This is a genomic window from Pseudomonas spartinae, from assembly GCF_965197125.1.
GTDB classification, from domain to species: domain Bacteria; phylum Pseudomonadota; class Gammaproteobacteria; order Pseudomonadales; family Pseudomonadaceae; genus Aquipseudomonas; species Aquipseudomonas composti_A.
This window is the reverse complement of record NZ_CBDAMB010000017.1, coordinates 69,538-84,905: the sequence shown is the minus strand read 5'-3', so window position 1 is coordinate 84,905 and position 15,368 is coordinate 69,538. Positions and strand designations below refer to the sequence as shown.

Below are 15,368 nucleotides of genomic sequence, written 5' to 3'. Positions count from 1 at the left end.
GTTTTTCGAAGAATTTTTTCTTTCTACTCAACAACTTGCGCCTTCGATCAGAACTTCTTCTCTCCAGCGGGAGGCGCATTCTACAGCGTTCAAAACCGCTGTCAACCACCTCTTTCAACCGCTTTCGGTCCATTCGACCGAAGCATCAACAGGACCTGACCAGCACCCTGTCGACCGGTGCGCATTCTACACACCGCCTCCAGCTTTGCAACCCCTCTTTTAAACTTAACTTATTGATTAACAAGAAGTTTTTGAAGAGCTTCATCGCTGAAGTGGCGCGCATTCTACCGCCAGCAGAATGCGCGTCAAGCTTTAATTGCAGTTTTGTTACTCAGCTTTGAGCGTGATGCGCGCAAAGGCCTTCTTGCCCGCCTGACAGACATGGCTCGAACCCACCTTGAACAGGAAGCCGCGATCGACCACTTCACCGTCGACGCGCACACCACCCGAACCCAGCAGGTCACGAGCGACCGCAGCGTTCTTCACCAGACCTGCCTTATTAAGGACAGAAGAGATCGGCATATCTTCAGCAGACGCCAGCTCGACCTCCGGCAGATCCTCCGGCAGCTCGCCATCTTTCATGCGATTGCCAGCGGAGCGGTGTGCATTGGCAGCCGCCTCCTCACCATGGAAACGCGCAACGAGCTCTTCAGCCAGCTTGATCTTGATGTCACGCGGATTCGCACCCTGCTCGACGTCACGTTTGAACTGCTCGATCTCTTCCATGGAACGGAAGCTGAGCAGCTCGAAGTAACGCCACATCAGCGCATCGGGCATGGAGACGAGCTTGTTGTACATCACGCCCGGCGCTTCCTGAATACCGACGTAGTTGCCCAGCGACTTGGACATCTTCTTCACGCCATCGAGACCTTCCAGCAACGGCATGGTGACGATGCACTGAGACTCCTGGCCATAGGCGCGCTGCAGCTCGCGCCCCATCAGCAGGTTGAACTTCTGATCGGTGCCACCCAGCTCGACATCAGCCTTCAGCGCCACGGAGTCGTAGCCCTGCACCAAGGGGTAGAGGAACTCATGAATAGCAATGGGTTGATTGCTGGTGTAGCGCTTGTCGAAGTCATCGCGCTCGAGCATGCGCGCCACCGTGTACTGCGAGGCCAGACGAATGAAGTCAGCCGGTTTCAGCTGATCCATCCAGGTAGAATTGAAGGCGACTTCGGTCTTGGCCGGGTCGAGGATCTTGAAGACCTGCTGTTTATAGGTCTCGGCGTTATCCAGCACCTGCTCGCGAGTCAGCGGCGGACGGGTAGCGCTCTTGCCACTCGGATCACCGATCATCCCGGTGAAGTCACCAATAAGGAAGACCACCTGGTGACCGAGCTCCTGGAACTGGCGCAGTTTATTAATAAGCACGGTGTGACCGAGATGCAGGTCCGGCGCAGTAGGGTCGAAACCCGCCTTGATCCGCAGCGGCTGACCACGCTTGAGCTTTTCGATCAGCTCAGCCTCAACCAGAACCTCTTCCGCACCGCGCTTGATCAGCGCCAGCTGCTCTTCAACCGACTTCATAAAATGACTCGCAATGACCGTATTCAAAAGGGAACCAACCATACAAGAACGCCGACAAATCACAAGTTTTGCTCAGCGTGAGGCAGACCCGGCGTCGATCATCGTCTGCAGGGTTGCCTCAGGGCGGTTTTGGTTATATTTTATACAGTTAGTGCATATTCATCATGCTCTTCTTTTAATTTTCGCCTTTTCACTTCAAAAGCAGCCCTATGACCTCTACATCTAAAGCGCCGCCACTCTATCCAAAATCCCATATTCTGGCAGCGAGCGGCGTTGCCGCGCTGCTTAGCCTGGCTCTGCTGGTGTTTCCTTCGCGTGAAGTCGAAGCGCAGAAGACCTTCCTCGACCTTGATCTGGGCAACGATGCCGAGATGGTCCTGCAGGAAAAGGACGATCTCCGAGCGGGATTGCCAGTCCCAGGTGCCGCCTCGCCATTCGCCGATATCGAGCAAGGCACCGACACCGCCGATAACAGCGCAGAAGACGCTGACGAAGCCTCCTTAGAAACAGCCGACACCACTCCTCCCTCCGATCCCAACCACCACAACATCACGGTCAGTAACGGCGACACGCTTTCTACCGTGTTTGCCAAGGTTGGCCTGAATGCCAACGACCTGCATGAAGCGCTCAATAGCAGCAAAGACGCGAAGCAGTTCAGTCGCCTCAAAGTCGGCCAGGTGCTGGACTTCGAACTGAACGAAGAAGGCAAGCTCAAGAGCCTGCAGAGCAAGCTCAGCGACCTGGAAACCATCCACCTCAGCCGCACCGACAAGGGTTTCGACTTCCAGCGCGACCAGGTCAAGCCGGAAGTGGTGACGGCCTACAGCCGCGGCGTGATCAACAGCTCGCTGTTTCTCTCGGCCAAGCGTGCCGGGCTGTCGCATAACCTGACCATGGAGCTGGCCAACGTATTCGGCTACGACATCGACTTCGCCATGGATATTCGCGAAGGCGACGAGTTCGAAGTCATTTATGAAGAGAAGGTGGTGAACGGCAAACGCGTCGGCACTGGCGACATTCTCTCCGCGCGCTTCACCAACCGCGGCAAGACCTACACCGCCGTGCGCTACACCAGCAAACAAGGCACCACCAGCTACTACAGCGCCGATGGCGAAAGCATGCGCAAGGCCTTCATTCGCACGCCAGTGGACTTCGCTCGTATCAGCTCGCGCTTTTCCACCGGTCGCAAGCACCCGATCCTGAACAAGATCCGCGCGCACAAAGGCGTCGACTATGCAGCTCCGCGCGGCACGCCGATCAAAGCGGCAGGTGATGGACGAGTAATGCTGGCAGGCCGCAATGGTGGTTACGGCAATACCGTGATCATCCAGCATGGTCAGCGCTATCGCACTCTCTACGCACACATGCAGGGCTTTGCCAAAGGTGTTCGTAACGGCGTCAACGTCAAGCAGGGGCAGATCATCGGGTACATCGGCACTACCGGCCTGTCCACCGGACCTCACCTGCACTATGAGTTCCAGGTCAATGGTGTCCACGTCGACCCACTCAGCCAGAAGCTGCCGATGGCAGATCCGATCGCTGCGAGCGAGAAGCAGCGCTTCATGCAGCTCAGCAAACCGCTGATGGCACGTATGGACCAGGAAAAAGCCACCATGCTGGCCGCCAATCAGCAGTAAGCCATGCCTTTCTATATTGGCGTGATGTCCGGTACCAGCCTGGACGGACTGGACATCGCGCTGATCGATCAGGGTCAGCGCCCCAAGCTGATCGCCACACTCTACCGCCCCATGCCAGAACAGCTGCGTTGCGAGCTGCTGGCGCTGTGCGCCTCTGGCGATGACGAGCTGGCTCGGGCGGCCATTGCCGAACAGCATTGGGTCGAGCTGGCTGCGGCCGCTATCAACGAGCTATTGCTGCAACAGAACCTGACCGCACAACAGATTCGCGCCATAGGCAGCCACGGCCAGACCGTGCGCCATGAACCCGCACGCGGCTTCACCATTCAGATCGGCAACCCGGCACTACTGGCCGAGCTCACCGGCATTTGCGTGGTCGGCGATTTTCGTCGTCGCGATGTAGCCGCTGGCGGCCAAGGCGCCCCCTTGGTGCCCGCTTTTCATCATGATCTGTTCGGCAGCAGTCAGCGCCAGGTCGCCGTGCTGAATGTCGGCGGCTTCAGCAACCTCAGCCTGCTGTCCCCCGGACAGGACGTTCTGGGATTCGACAGTGGCCCCGGTAACGTGCTGCTCGATGCCTGGATTCAGCATTGCCAGGGTCTGACCTATGACCGCGACGGCGCCTGGGGCGCCAGCGGCAAGGTGCAGCCCGAGTTGCTGGCGCGACTGCTGAGCGACCCGTTCTTCGCCACTCAGGGCCCGAAAAGTACAGGCCGCGAACTGTTCAACCTCGAGTGGCTGCTTGGCCACCTGCAAGCCCTTCCGGCGCTGCCCAGCGAGGACGTCCAGGCCACGCTGGTCGAGCTCACCGCATGCAGTATCGTCACCGCCTTGCGCAACGCGCAGGCGCATACAGACGTCCTGCTGGTGTGCGGCGGCGGCGCCCATAATGCCTGTCTGATGAAGCGCCTGAGCGAAATGCTGAGTAACACCCAGGTGAGCAGCACCGAGGCTGAAGGCGTAAATCCGGACTGGGTCGAAGCCATGGCTTTCGCCTGGCTGGCCCATTGCGCACTGGAAGGTATTGCCGGCAATCGTCCGAGCGTGACGGGCGCCAGAGGCCTGCGCGTACTCGGCGCCATCTATCCGGCCTAAAGCACTGCGCACAAACGAAAACGCCGCGCATAGTGCGCGGCGTTTCTTGCCAGGCCAGGCCTCAGATCGAGAAGGACGAGCCGCAACCACAGGTGGTGGTGGCGTTGGGGTTCTTGATCACGAAGCGCGAACCTTCCAACCCTTCCTGATAGTCGACCTCGGAGCCCGCCAGGTACTGGAAGCTCATGGCATCGACCACCAGGCTCACACCCTCGCGTTCGACGATGGTGTCATCTTCGGCCACATCCTCATCGAAGGTGAAGCCGTACTGGAAACCCGAGCAACCACCGCCCGTGACGAACACGCGCAGCTTCAGGCGCGGATTACCCTCTTCATCGACCAGATTCTTCACCTTGCTGGCCGCACCTTGGGTGAAGTGCAAGGGGGCAGGGGTGAAGGTTTCGACGCTCATGCTATAACTCCCGGCGCCATGCGCCACACTGCGTTAGCAGGGTCATGAAAACAACCTGCGTGCCTGGCCGTCGACAACGACAGCCTGCTAGACGCGCATTATCCGCTTGCCCTACAAAATTGGTCAACTATTGCTCGACTTCCAGCGCAGCCGGAAGCTCGAGCGGTCGCTCGCCATCCTTGAGGTGGCAGAGACGCCCTTCGATCTGCGCCCCCCTGGCCATTTCCATCAGGCCGTAATGCAGGTTGCCGCGTACCCGCGAACGGGCGCCCAACTCCAGATGACCACTGGCGAACACATCACCATTGACCTCTCCGTCGATCACGATATGGGGGGCACGTATCTCGCCTTCAACTACGCCACCAACACTGACGCGCACCAGCCCCTCGGTGGCCAGCAGATTACCGCTGACCCGACCATCCACCTGCACGGCGCCCTGGAAGCGCATGTCGCCTACCAGCTCGGCACCAGCGGCGATCAGGCTGGTCTTGCCGCTGAAGCGCTGCAAGTCGGGTTTGGTCTTGTCTTTACTCCACATGGGTGGCTATCGCTCCTGTTTTTATCCATTCAAATGTACGGCTCAGCGGCTTGTCGCCCTGGACCTCTGCCTGAACCTTGACCTGGCGCGGCTCGAAGCCATCAGGCAGCTGCAGTTCGCCGAAGCGGCCGGCTCCGGGGAAAGACTGGAAGTGCTTGAAGGAGAAAGGAATGCTGCTCTCGCTCACCTCCTCTGAAAGCGCCGCCAGTTCCAATGTCGCCGGTTTGCCGTTCTGCTGACCTTCCACGGTGATACGCAAGCGCCCCTGCAATGCCTCATCACTGGCACCGACTCGGCTCATCAGCAACTTGTAGCGAAAGCGCTGTGGCACGTCCGTGGCTTGCAGCTCGAAGGTGCGGATGCGCAGGCCCTCGCGACGGCTGGCAGGCGCGAGCACGCCTTTGTAGAAGGCCAGGTCCTGTTGCTGCTTGAAGATCTGTTCCTCCAGCAGCTTGATGGTCTGTCGGTTCTGCTCCATGGCCTGCTGGGTGACCTTGTCGCTACTGCCGACAACGGCCAGGCGCTGGCGCAACAGCTCCAGCTCCTGCTCCTGCTCGGCAACGCGGGTCAGCAGTGCATGTGCCTCCTCGGACGTCTGCTGCGGCTGCGCCTGCGGCCAATACCAACCCAGGGCAAAAGCCAGCGGGATGCACAGCACCAGCAGCAACAGACGCCAGCGGCGCCTGCGCTCGCTACGCGGATCGCTGAGGCGAACCTCCCAGCCCGGTGTCACGGCAACAGGGCCGCGTGCGACAGGCCGAGGCGCTCGTCGAGACCGAAGAGAATGTTCATGTTCTGCACGGCCTGACCAGAGGCGCCCTTGACCAGGTTGTCGATCACCGACAGCACCACGACCAGGTCGCCGCCCTGCGGACGGTGCACGGCGATACGGCATACGTTGCCACCGCGCACGCTACGGGTTTCCGGATGGCTGCCGGCCGGCATCACGTCGACGAAGGGCTCGCCGGCGTAGCGCTTCTCGAACAGCGCCTGCAGATCGACCGAGGTATCGGCCACGCGCGCATAGAGGGTCGCGTGGATGCCGCGAATCATTGGCGTCAGGTGTGGGACGAAGGTCAGGCCGACATCATTGCCCGCTGCCTGGCGCAGCCCCTGGCGAATTTCCGGAAGGTGGCGGTGCCCCTTGACCGAGTACGCCTTCATGCTCTCGCCGGCCTCACAGAACAGCGAGCCGACACTGGCGCCACGGCCAGCGCCGCTGACGCCGCTCTTGCAATCGGCGATCAGGCTACCTGCATCCGCCAACCCGGCCTCGAGCAGCGGGATCAGTCCGAGCTGAGCGGCAGTCGGATAGCAGCCGGGCACGGCGATCAGACGCGCCGTCTTGATCGCCTCGCGATTGACCTCGGGCAGACCATACACCGCCTCGCTCAGCAGCTCGGGCGCGCCGTGCGGCTGGCCGTACCACTTGGCCCACTCCTCGGCGTCCTGCAAGCGGAAGTCGGCGGACAGGTCGATCACTCGCGTTCCCGCAGCCAGCAGCTCGCCGGCCAGGGCATGCGCCACACCGTGCGGAGTGGCGAAGAACACCACATCGCAGGCACCCAGCGTGGCGACATCCGGGACGCTGAAGGCGAGATCCGGATAGTGGCCGCGCAGGTTGGGATACATCTCATCGACGCGCAGGCCGGCTTCGGAGCGGGAAGTGATCACCGTCACCTCTGCCTGCGGATGTTGCGCCAGCAGACGCAGCAGTTCGACACCCGTGTAGCCCGTGCCGCCGACGATACCGACCTTGATCATCACATGCCCCTTTGCAAAAGCCATTGGAAAGCTGCCGATGATAAAGCCGCATCGGCCAAGCTCCAACCACGGAGGTGACGCCAGCCATCAGCAGCCTCTACTATCGAGGCCATTTTTCCGCGTGGGAAGCGAAAATGCTCTATCTCTGGCTCAAGGCTCTGCACATCATCGCCATGGTCTGCTGGTTCGCCGGCCTGTTCTACCTGCCGCGCCTGTTCGTCTATCACGCCATGAGCAGTGACGCGGCCAGCCACGAACGTTTCTGCATCATGGAGCGCAAGCTGTATCGCGGCATCATGATCCCGTCGATGATCGCCACGCTGGGTCTGGGTATCTGGTTGCTCAGCCTCAATTCGGCGTACTACCTCACGCAAGGATGGATGCACGCCAAGCTCACGCTGGTGGTGGCACTGGTGATCTATCACCACCTGTGCGGCGCTCAGCTCAAGCGTTTTGCCCGCGGCGAGAACAGCCGCAGTCACGTGTTCTATCGTTGGTTCAACGAAGCGCCGGTCCTTGCCCTGCTGGGCATCGTCATTCTGGTCGTCGTCCGCCCCTTCTGAGGAGTTCGCCATGTCTCTGCCTGCCCTGCTCGAACAACGCCTGCGTCTGCCCCTGGTGGCTGCACCGATGTTTCTGGTGTCCAACCCGGCGCTGGTCAGCGCCTGCTGCAACAGTGGCATCGTCGGCAGTTTCCCGGCATTGAATCAACGAGACAGTGCCGGCTTCTGCGCCTGGCTCGAAGAGATCGCAGCCAGCCTCACGACTGACGCAGCGCCTTATGCCGTCAATCTGATCGTTCACCACAGCAACCCACGCCTGCAGGCGGACCTGGCCATCTGCGTGGAACGCCGCGTGCCTATCGTCATCACCAGCCTGGGCGCGGTGAAGGAAGTGGTCGACGCCGTACACAGCTATGGCGGCCTGGTGTTCCATGACGTGACCACTCGCCGCCATGCGGAAAAGGCCGCCGAAGCGGGCGTGGACGGCCTGATTGCCGTGGCCGCCGGCGCCGGCGGCCATGCCGGCACCTGGAGCCCTTTTGCGCTGCTGGCGGAAATTCGGCAGTTCTTCGACAAGACCGTGCTGCTGTCCGGCTGCCTCAACCACGGCCATGAGATTCTCGCTGCCCAACTACTCGGAGCCGATCTCGCCTATATGGGTACACGCTTCATCGCCACTACCGAGAACAATGCATCGGCCGACTACAAGGCGATGATTCTCGGTGCCCAGGCCGCCGATATCATCCACACGCCGGCAGTGTCCGGCATCCCCGCGAGCTTCATGCGCCAGAGTCTGGAGCGGGCCGGCTATGACTTGAAGCAGCTGCAGAACAAGGCCGACGTCAACTACGGCGAAAAACTCAAGCCGGTGGACGACGAGGCCAAGGCGTGGAAGACCGTCTGGTCGGCCGGCCAGGGCGTTGGCGGCATCGACGATCTGCCCTCGGTGCAAGAGCTGGTGGCGCGACTCGACCGCGAATACCGCGCCGCGCTGACACGCAGCCAGCAACTGGGACAACGCTGGCCACGATGAAACGCCGTCACCTGCTCGGTCTGGGAGCGCTGGGCCTGCTTGGCGGCTGGGCGCTGCGTCCGCATGACCGGGGGCAGGCACATGACGCCTACTTCGCCGCGCTCAATCGGCAGCTGCAACGCGACAGCGAGGGTGCACCAACCCTGCTGCTCGACCTCGACCGACTCGACGCCAATGCCGACCTGCTGGCGACTCGGCTCGCCGGCCGCCTGCAGCTGCGCCTGGTCGCCAAGTCGCTGGCCAGCACCGGCCTGCTGGAGTACCTGGCCAAGCATCTGCAAACCCAGCGTTTCATGGTCTTCAATCAGCCGCAGCTGGATCACCTGGCAAGAAACTTTCCCCAGGCCGACCTGCTGCTCGGCAAGCCCATGCCGGTCGCGGCGGCGCTGAACTTCTATCGCCAGTTGCCGCACCATTTGGATTTCGCTCCCGGCCGCCAGGTGACCTGGCTGATCGACAGCCAGCAGCGCCTGCTGCACTACGCCGAACTAGCCAAGGCGCTGGGTCGGCCGCTGCGTATCGCACTGGAAATCGACATCGGCCTCGAGCGTGGCGGCTTCGCCACGCCACAGGCTCTGACGCAGGCGCTGCATCAGCTGCGCCAACTGCCGACTCTGCAGCTGCAAGGGCTCATGGGGTATGACGCCCATGTCGCCCACAACCCAATCTGGCAAAGCCAGACCCAGGCATTCAATGAGGCGGATGCACGCTACCGCCAGTTCATCGCTAGCGCGCAGGCATTCACCGGACTCTGGCCGAAGGAAGCGCTGCTCAACGGCGGCGGCAGTCTCACCTACCCGCTGCACGTCCAGCAGAACAGCGCGCTCAATGAAGTCGCCGTCGGCTCTGCACTGCTCCAGCCGGCAGAATTTGACACGCCACTGCTGCAGGCGCATCAGCCGGCGCTATGGATCGCCAGCTCGGTGCTCAAGGCCGTCAAGGGCGCCCTGCCCTACCTGCAGCCGCTACAGCCGGTACTCGAAGCCTGGAATCCCAACCGGCAGAACGCCTACTACCTCTACGGCGGCCGCTGGCCGGCGCAGCCGATTTCCCCCGCAGGGCTCGACTACGACGAGCTATATGGGCGCAGCGCCAATCAGGAACGCCTGATCGGCAGCCGCGGCACGCAACTCAGCACTCAGGACTGGGTATTTCTGCGCCCTGCGCTCAGCGAAGGATTGCTGGGTGATTTCGGCGAAATACGTCTACTACGCCGCGGCCAGCTGGTCGGCCGCTGGAGCACAATAGGCAACGCCTGAAAATGCTCCACCACTGCGCTTCAGGCCGCTTGTATATTGGCCTCGCGGCACTCTAGGCTTACGCTTTGCCTGCTGCTGAACGGGCACTTCACTCACTCCCCTTCCGCCGACAAGGAAGCTCGCATGAATCAACCGCGCTACAAGATAGTGTTCGACGGCCAACTGATGCCCGAGGCCTCGTTGGAAACGGTCAAGACCAACCTGGCCCGCCTGTTCAAGAGCGACCTTGCTCGCATCGACAGCTTGTTCAGCGGAGCCCCGGTGGCACTCAAGCGTGATCTGGGCGAAAGCGAGGCTGAGCAGTATCTGACCGCCTTACAGAAGGCCGGTGCAAAAGTGCGCAAGGAGCTGGACCAGACAGCCAACCTCAGCCTGGTGCCGACCGAGGCTGAAACCGTGCAGGCCGAACAGGCCGCGGCCCCCACCATGACCTGCCCGAAATGCGGCCATGAACAGGCCAAGGCGGCCGAGTGTTCCGCCTGCGGCATCATCATCGAGAAATACCTCGCGCGCCAGGCGCAGCTGACCGAAACCGCGCCCGCGCCAGCCTCCGCCCCAGTTGCGGCTGCGGCATCGCCCTATGCACCGCCGCAGGCCAGCGTCGCCGAGCAGTTACCGCAATACTGCGAACTCAAGGTATTCAGCGTCAACGGCCGCATCGGCCGCGTGCGCTATCTGGGCTGGACCATGGCCATGCTGCTGTGCATGCTGCCACTGATGCTGCTGTTTGCCGGTGCCTCGGCCATGTCCAGTGTTCTGGGCACCCTGATACTGGGCGTCGCGGTGATCGCCATGATCGTGATCGGCGTGTTCATCGGCGTTCAGCGCCTGCACGATATGGGCTGGTCTGGCTGGCTGTGGCTGCTCAATTTCGTGCCATTCGTCGGTAGCGTCTTCGCCCTGCTGATGCTGATCATCCCCGGCACCCAGGGTGTCAACCGTTATGGCCCGCCGCCGCCGCCGAACAGCACTGGCGTCAAGGTACTGGCCTGGTTGTTCTTGCTGGTACCAGTGACCGGCATCGTCGCCGCCATCGCCATTCCTCAGTATCAGGGCTATGTCGAGCGCGCCAGCGAGTATCAGGAGCAGTAATCCCCCGACCATGCGCAGCTATGCACTGATCACCGGCGCCTCCAGCGGCATCGGCCTGGCCCTGGCCGAAGCCCTGGCGCGCCGGGGGCGCAATCTGATCCTGGTGGCGCGCCGACGTGACGCCCTGGAAAGCATTGCCTGCGAACTGGCTCAACGCTTCGGCGTCGAGGTGCTGTTTCGCCTCTGCGACCTGAGCGAGCCGTTGCAGTTATCTGGCCTGCTGCTGGAGCTGGAAGAAGGTCAGTGGCACATCGACCTGCTGGTGAACAACGCCGGCCAGGGTTGCGCCGGCGCCTTCCTCGAACAGGACTGGAGCCGCGAGCAGGAGCAGTTGGAAGTCAATGTACTGGCACTGACCCGCCTGAGCCACGCACTCGGCCAGCGCATGGCCGAGCACGGTGCCGGGCAGATCCTCAACGTCGCCTCGCTTGCCGCCTTCCAGCCAGGCCCCTGGATGAGCAGCTACTACGCCAGCAAGGCCTATGCGCTGCACTTTTCCGAGGGGTTGCGCGAGGAGCTGAAAGGTCGCGGCGTGCGTGTGTCGGTACTCTGCCCGGGGCCGACGCACAGCGCCTTCTTCCGCGCGGCGCAGATGGACGTCACGCGCCTGGCTGGCAGCAAGCTGATGATGAGCGCCGAGGAAGTCGCACTGATCACCGTTCGCGCGCTGGAAAAGAACCGCGCCATCATCATCCCCGGCTGGCGCAATCGCCTGCTGGCCCTGAGTCCGCGCCTGGCACCACGCTGGCTGGTGCGCAAGCTCAGCGCCCGTCTGACCCGCCCCTTTACCGGCGCCTGATCAACCCGCGTTGACCGTTCGCCCATCCGCCCACGCGCGCAACGCAGCCAGACGCTCGGCCATCACCACCGACAGCGGCGCGGTGCCCTGCAGCGCGCGCAGCACCAGCGACTGATCGACCGCCTGCTGCTGCGCCTGACCAGCGTACAGCGCACTGACCACCGCCTGCTCGATCTCAGCTCCGGAATACCCCTCACTGGCCTCTGCCAGTTGCGCCAGATCGAAACCGGCAGGCTCAAGCTCGCGGCGCTGCAGGTGGATACGAAAGATCTCGGCACGCACCTCAGCACTGGGCAGGTCGACGAAGAACAATTCATCGAAACGCCCTTTGCGCACCAGCTCCGGAGGCAGGCGGTCGATGGCGTTGGCCGTGGCGACGACGAACACCGGCGCCTTGCGCTCGGCCATCCAGGTCAGCAGCGTGCCGAGTACGCGCTGGCTGACGCCGCCGTCATGGTCACCGCTGGCCAGGCCCTTCTCCACTTCGTCCATCCACAGCACGCAGGGCGCCATCTGTTCAGCCAGACGCAGCGCCTCGCGCAGGTTGCGCTCGGTCTCGCCAAAGAACTTGTTGTACAGGCAGGCAAAATCCAGACGCAGCAGCGGCAGGCCCCAGAGCCCCGCTACGGCCTTGGCGGCCAGACTCTTGCCGCCGCCCTGCACGCCCACCAGCATTACGCCTTTCGGCGCATCCATCAGCTTGCCTTCGAGAAAACCGGCCTGGCGCTCGCCCAACCAACGCTTGAGATTGACCAGCCCGCCGACTTCGGCAAAACGCGCCGTGTCGTACTCAAAACTGAGCACGCCCTCCAGATCCAGCAGCTGGAACTTGGTCTTGTTCAGCTCGGGGATGTCCTCCTGAGTGATCGCCCCGTCATCGCAAATGACGTTGCGCGCCAGCGCTCGCGCCTCGGCATGACTAAGGCCGCGCAGGTTCTTCACCACCTGCTGCAGCGTCCGGTTGTCGGTGCGTACCCGCGCCCCGCGATTGCCCTCGCTCCAGCGCGTCGCCTCGTCACGCACGATGCTCAGCAGTTCGTCCTCCGACGGCAGCGCGAGACTGAAGCGGGCGGCGAAACGTTGCACTTCGGCCGGCAGCTTGAGCGCATGCGACACCAGCACCAGCGTCGGCTTGTGCGCGGCCTCGCTCATGGCGATTTCCTTGAGCAGGCGCACCAGCCGAGGGTTGTCATCGAGGAAAGGATGCAAGTCGCACATCACGTAGAGGTTCGGCTGCGGATCGGCCTTGATCATGCGCAGCGCCGCCTCCGGCTCCAGGGTTGGCGACTCGTCCACCGGCGCCCCACCGAAGCCCAGGCGCTGCAAACCTTCGGTGACCGACCAGGTATGCAGGCCGAGACCGCGCCTGACTGCCAGACCGGTCAGGGTTTCCAGCACGCGCAATTCATCCCAGGACTCGATGACCACCAGTTTGACCTTGGAATCTAGCACTAGGCCAAGATCATGAATATCGTTCTTCAACACCCGCTCCTTGTGAAGTTTGGCCAGCCAGGCAAGCAGGGTTACCATCCGCGGTTTAGCAGAATCGGGAGCTCACAGCATGGACCGTCTGAACACGCAGATCGTCGCCGGAGGCCTCGCGCCGTGCAAGTGCTGAAAGCGCACCGCGTGACAGTCGCCGCCATTGCCATCACTGCCAGCGTCCTACTGGCGAACCGACCGGCAGTCGCCACCGAGATCATCAGCGATCCGCTGCCCGGCGGCGGCCACGGCCCCGACATGGTGGTTATACCCGCCGGCGAGTTTCGCCTGGGCGATGCCAGCGGTCGCGGCAACGACAACGAGCGCCCACCGCGTACCATCGTCTTCGCCCAACCTTTCGCCATGGGCCGCTACGAAGTCACCTTCGCCGACTGGCAGAAATATGCCGAAGCCAACAAGCTGCCCATGCCTGACAACGAAGGTTGGGGCCTTTCCGCTCAGCGTCCGGTGATCCACGTGTCCTGGCGCGACGCTCACGCCTACGCCCAGTGGCTGTCACGCGAGACTGGCGCGCGTTATCGCCTGCCCACCGAAGCCGAATGGGAATATGCCGCACGCGGCGGCAGCCACAGCTACTACTGGTGGGGCGAGGAACTCGACAGCGATGAACGGGCACCTCGTGCTCATTGCCGTGGTTGCGCCAGCTCACGCCTGCTGCGCAACAAGACGGCGGCCGTCGGTCAGTTTCCGGCCAATGGCTTCGGCCTGTACGACACGGCAGGCAATGTCTGGGAGTGGACGGCCTCGAACTTCACCCAGCACTTCGACGGCAGCGAAACACAGAGCGCCGCCCTGCTCGACAATAGCCCGCGCGTGGTGCGCGGCGGCGCCTGGAACAGCGGCCCGGTCTACCTGCGCAGCAGCATGCGCGACCTCAAGCAACCGCATCATCGCGACTATGCCCTGGGGTTTCGCGTGCTGCGCGAGCTGCCCTGAGCGCGGACGCTCGCGCAACTTTGCAGTAGACTAGGGCGTCGTTCCACCAGGAGGTGCCCCATGGCCAGCGAACGCCAGTATTCCCCCGTCGACCGCCTGCTGCTGCAGGCCGATGCCGCCCTGCGCACCCTGCTGCCCTTCAGCGGCGCCTCGGGTCGTCCCTCGCCCGCCATCGTGCAGAACGAGAGCGAGATGAGCAGTGATGAGTCCCGTCATGTCGCCGGCCTGATGCGCATCAACCACACCGGCGAAGTCTGCGCCCAGGCCCTCTACCAAGGCCAGGCACTGACTGCCAAACTGCCGGAGGTGCGCAGCGCCATGGAGCATGCGGCCGATGAGGAAACCGACCACCTGGCCTGGTGCGAGCAACGCATTCGTGAACTCGGCAGCCACCCGAGCGTACTGAATCCGCTGTTCTACGGCCTATCGTTCGGGGTTGGTGCCGTCGCTGGTCTGGTCAGTGATCGGGTCAGCCTGGGCTTCGTCGCCGCCACCGAAGATCAGGTGTGCAAGCATCTGGACGAGCACCTGGAGCAACTGCCCGAACACGACGCCAAGTCACGCGCCATCCTCGAACAGATGCGCGTCGACGAACAGCAGCATGCCAATAGCGCAATGGCCGCTGGCGGCGTGCGCTTCCCGGCGCCCGTCAAATTTGGCATGACCTTGCTGTCGAAGATCATGACCAAGAGCACCTACCGCATCTGAAACGAACAAGGGCGCCAATCGGCGCCCTTGTCGTCTGCAGCGAAGCTGTTCAGCCCAGCTCGATGATTTCATAATCGTGGCTGATGTCGACACCAGCACGGCCCAGCATGATCGAGGCCGAGCAGTACTTCTCCGCTGAAAGCTCCACCGCGCGCTTGACCTGGGCTTCTTTCAACCCACGCCCCTTGACCACGAAGTGCAGGTGGATCTTGGTGAATACCTTGGGCTCCTCGCCAGCACGCTCGGCGTCGAGGAACACTTCGCAGCTTTCTACCGGCTGGCGGCCCTTGCGCAAAATACTCACTACATCGAAGTTGCTGCAGCCACCAAGCCCGATCAACAACATCTCCATAGGCCGAATGCCGAGGTTACGGCCACCGGCTTCGGGTGGGCCATCCATCACCACGGCATGGCCACTACCGGACTCGCCGAGGAACAGAGCTTCACCGGCCCATTGCACACGCGCTTTCATCGATCTTGGCTCCCAGAGTGGAAAAGGTCCGCAGATTAGCACAGGCGAACTGCAGGCTGATGTGCTCTCAATGGGGTAGAGTTCCCTGTG

Annotated in this window: 17 protein-coding genes; 10 read left to right on the top strand and 7 right to left on the bottom strand. The window is 62.4% G+C overall.

Annotation, left to right across the window (positions count from 1 at the left end):
* The coding region (locus ACN8M7_RS24605) for a hypothetical protein (RefSeq protein ID WP_490262490.1) at nt 1-341 on the top strand (341 nt) is incomplete at its 5' end.
* Here ACN8M7_RS24605 and tyrS read toward each other — a convergent pair.
* On the bottom strand, nt 328-1,527 hold the full coding sequence (tyrS, locus tag ACN8M7_RS24600) for a tyrosine--tRNA ligase (protein WP_490262489.1): 1,200 nt from the start codon (nt 1,525-1,527) through the stop codon (nt 328-330). The two genes, ACN8M7_RS24605 and tyrS, sit on opposite strands and share 14 nt — an antisense overlap.
* A 209-nt stretch (nt 1,528-1,736) precedes the next feature.
* Here tyrS and ACN8M7_RS24595 point away from each other — a divergent pair, with 209 nt between their 5' ends.
* Together ACN8M7_RS24595 and ACN8M7_RS24590 are read left to right on the top strand one after the other, a co-directional pair.
* Nucleotides 1,737-3,164, top strand: a complete 1,428-nt coding sequence (locus tag ACN8M7_RS24595; RefSeq protein ID WP_490262488.1) for a peptidoglycan DD-metalloendopeptidase family protein — start codon at nt 1,737-1,739, stop codon at nt 3,162-3,164.
* A gap of 3 nt (nt 3,165-3,167) precedes the next feature.
* The gene (locus tag ACN8M7_RS24590; RefSeq protein ID WP_490262487.1) at nt 3,168-4,259 is read left to right on the top strand and encodes an anhydro-N-acetylmuramic acid kinase; all 1,092 of its coding nucleotides are present in this window, start codon (nt 3,168-3,170) and stop codon (nt 4,257-4,259) included.
* 61 nt (nt 4,260-4,320) lie between these two features.
* On the opposite strand, the gene erpA is transcribed toward ACN8M7_RS24590, so the two are convergent.
* The 4 genes from erpA to argC all read right to left on the bottom strand — a co-directional run bounded on the left by erpA (nt 4,321) and on the right by argC (nt 6,973).
* Entirely contained in the window at nt 4,321-4,671 is a 351-nt protein-coding gene (erpA, locus tag ACN8M7_RS24585) for an iron-sulfur cluster insertion protein ErpA (RefSeq protein ID WP_003463426.1), read from the bottom strand.
* A 127-nt stretch (nt 4,672-4,798) separates the two neighbouring features.
* Complete coding sequence (locus ACN8M7_RS24580) at nt 4,799-5,209, bottom strand: bactofilin family protein (RefSeq protein WP_490262486.1); 411 nt, start codon at nt 5,207-5,209, stop codon at nt 4,799-4,801.
* The gene (locus ACN8M7_RS24575; RefSeq protein WP_490262485.1) at nt 5,199-5,942 is read right to left on the bottom strand and encodes a DUF6776 family protein; all 744 of its coding nucleotides are present in this window, start codon (nt 5,940-5,942) and stop codon (nt 5,199-5,201) included. Before ACN8M7_RS24575 ends, ACN8M7_RS24580 begins: the two co-directional genes overlap by 11 nt.
* Nucleotides 5,939-6,973, bottom strand: coding sequence for an N-acetyl-gamma-glutamyl-phosphate reductase (gene argC, locus ACN8M7_RS24570; protein WP_061242573.1), 1,035 nt, complete (start codon nt 6,971-6,973; stop codon nt 5,939-5,941). The genes ACN8M7_RS24575 and argC overlap by 4 nt, the downstream gene beginning before the upstream one ends.
* Before the next feature lie 134 nt (nt 6,974-7,107).
* On the opposite strand from argC, the gene hemJ reads away from it, so the two are divergent.
* The 5 genes from hemJ (at nt 7,108) to ACN8M7_RS24545 (ending at nt 11,659) form a co-directional block, all read left to right on the top strand.
* Nucleotides 7,108-7,536: a protoporphyrinogen oxidase HemJ gene (gene hemJ / locus ACN8M7_RS24565; RefSeq protein ID WP_490262484.1), complete on the top strand. Its 429-nt coding sequence runs from the start codon at nt 7,108-7,110 to the stop codon at nt 7,534-7,536.
* Between the two features lie 10 nt (nt 7,537-7,546).
* Complete coding sequence (locus ACN8M7_RS24560) at nt 7,547-8,509, top strand: NAD(P)H-dependent flavin oxidoreductase (RefSeq protein ID WP_490262483.1); 963 nt, start codon at nt 7,547-7,549, stop codon at nt 8,507-8,509.
* Nucleotides 8,506-9,768: an alanine racemase gene (locus ACN8M7_RS24555; protein ID WP_490262482.1), complete on the top strand. Its 1,263-nt coding sequence runs from the start codon at nt 8,506-8,508 to the stop codon at nt 9,766-9,768. Before ACN8M7_RS24560 ends, ACN8M7_RS24555 begins: the two co-directional genes overlap by 4 nt.
* Before the next feature lie 123 nt (nt 9,769-9,891).
* On the top strand, nt 9,892-10,860 hold the full coding sequence (locus ACN8M7_RS24550; RefSeq protein WP_490262481.1) for a DUF805 domain-containing protein: 969 nt from the start codon (nt 9,892-9,894) through the stop codon (nt 10,858-10,860).
* Between the two features lie 10 nt (nt 10,861-10,870).
* Complete coding sequence (locus tag ACN8M7_RS24545) at nt 10,871-11,659, top strand: SDR family NAD(P)-dependent oxidoreductase (protein ID WP_490262480.1); 789 nt, start codon at nt 10,871-10,873, stop codon at nt 11,657-11,659.
* On the opposite strand, the gene ACN8M7_RS24540 is transcribed toward ACN8M7_RS24545, so the two are convergent.
* Nucleotides 11,660-13,141, bottom strand: coding sequence for an AAA family ATPase (locus tag ACN8M7_RS24540; protein WP_490262479.1), 1,482 nt, complete (start codon nt 13,139-13,141; stop codon nt 11,660-11,662).
* A 123-nt stretch (nt 13,142-13,264) separates the two neighbouring features.
* On the opposite strand from ACN8M7_RS24540, the gene ACN8M7_RS24535 reads away from it, so the two are divergent.
* A complete protein-coding gene (locus tag ACN8M7_RS24535) occupies nt 13,265-14,098 on the top strand; it encodes a formylglycine-generating enzyme family protein (protein WP_490262478.1) in 834 nt (277 codons plus the stop codon).
* 60 nt (nt 14,099-14,158) lie between these two features.
* Complete coding sequence (gene coq7, locus ACN8M7_RS24530; RefSeq protein ID WP_490262477.1) at nt 14,159-14,806, top strand: 2-polyprenyl-3-methyl-6-methoxy-1,4-benzoquinone monooxygenase; 648 nt, start codon at nt 14,159-14,161, stop codon at nt 14,804-14,806.
* A gap of 49 nt (nt 14,807-14,855) precedes the next feature.
* Here coq7 and ACN8M7_RS24525 read toward each other — a convergent pair whose 3' ends face one another.
* Entirely contained in the window at nt 14,856-15,278 is a 423-nt protein-coding gene (locus ACN8M7_RS24525) for an OsmC family protein (protein ID WP_061242591.1), read from the bottom strand.
* Nucleotides 15,279-15,368 lie beyond the last annotated feature (90 nt).

Excerpts from the sequence above, each read along its gene's own strand:
- tyrS (WP_490262489.1), bottom strand. The coding sequence starts at position 1,527 with ATGAAGTCGGTTGAAGAGCAGCTGGCGCTGATCAAGCGCGGTGCGGAA.
- ACN8M7_RS24595 (WP_490262488.1), top strand. The coding sequence starts at position 1,737 with ATGACCTCTACATCTAAAGCGCCGCCACTCTATCCAAAATCCCATATT.
- ACN8M7_RS24590 (WP_490262487.1), top strand. The coding sequence starts at position 3,168 with ATGCCTTTCTATATTGGCGTGATGTCCGGTACCAGCCTGGACGGACTG.
- erpA (WP_003463426.1), bottom strand. The coding sequence starts at position 4,671 with ATGAGCGTCGAAACCTTCACCCCTGCCCCCTTGCACTTCACCCAAGGT.
- ACN8M7_RS24580 (WP_490262486.1), bottom strand. The coding sequence starts at position 5,209 with ATGTGGAGTAAAGACAAGACCAAACCCGACTTGCAGCGCTTCAGCGGC.
- argC (WP_061242573.1), bottom strand. The coding sequence starts at position 6,973 with ATGATCAAGGTCGGTATCGTCGGCGGCACGGGCTACACGGGTGTCGAA.
- hemJ (WP_490262484.1), top strand. The coding sequence starts at position 7,108 with ATGCTCTATCTCTGGCTCAAGGCTCTGCACATCATCGCCATGGTCTGC.
- ACN8M7_RS24560 (WP_490262483.1), top strand. The coding sequence starts at position 7,547 with ATGTCTCTGCCTGCCCTGCTCGAACAACGCCTGCGTCTGCCCCTGGTG.
- ACN8M7_RS24555 (WP_490262482.1), top strand. The coding sequence starts at position 8,506 with ATGAAACGCCGTCACCTGCTCGGTCTGGGAGCGCTGGGCCTGCTTGGC.
- ACN8M7_RS24550 (WP_490262481.1), top strand. The coding sequence starts at position 9,892 with ATGAATCAACCGCGCTACAAGATAGTGTTCGACGGCCAACTGATGCCC.
- ACN8M7_RS24545 (WP_490262480.1), top strand. The coding sequence starts at position 10,871 with ATGCGCAGCTATGCACTGATCACCGGCGCCTCCAGCGGCATCGGCCTG.
- coq7 (WP_490262477.1), top strand. The coding sequence starts at position 14,159 with ATGGCCAGCGAACGCCAGTATTCCCCCGTCGACCGCCTGCTGCTGCAG.
- ACN8M7_RS24525 (WP_061242591.1), bottom strand. The coding sequence starts at position 15,278 with ATGAAAGCGCGTGTGCAATGGGCCGGTGAAGCTCTGTTCCTCGGCGAG.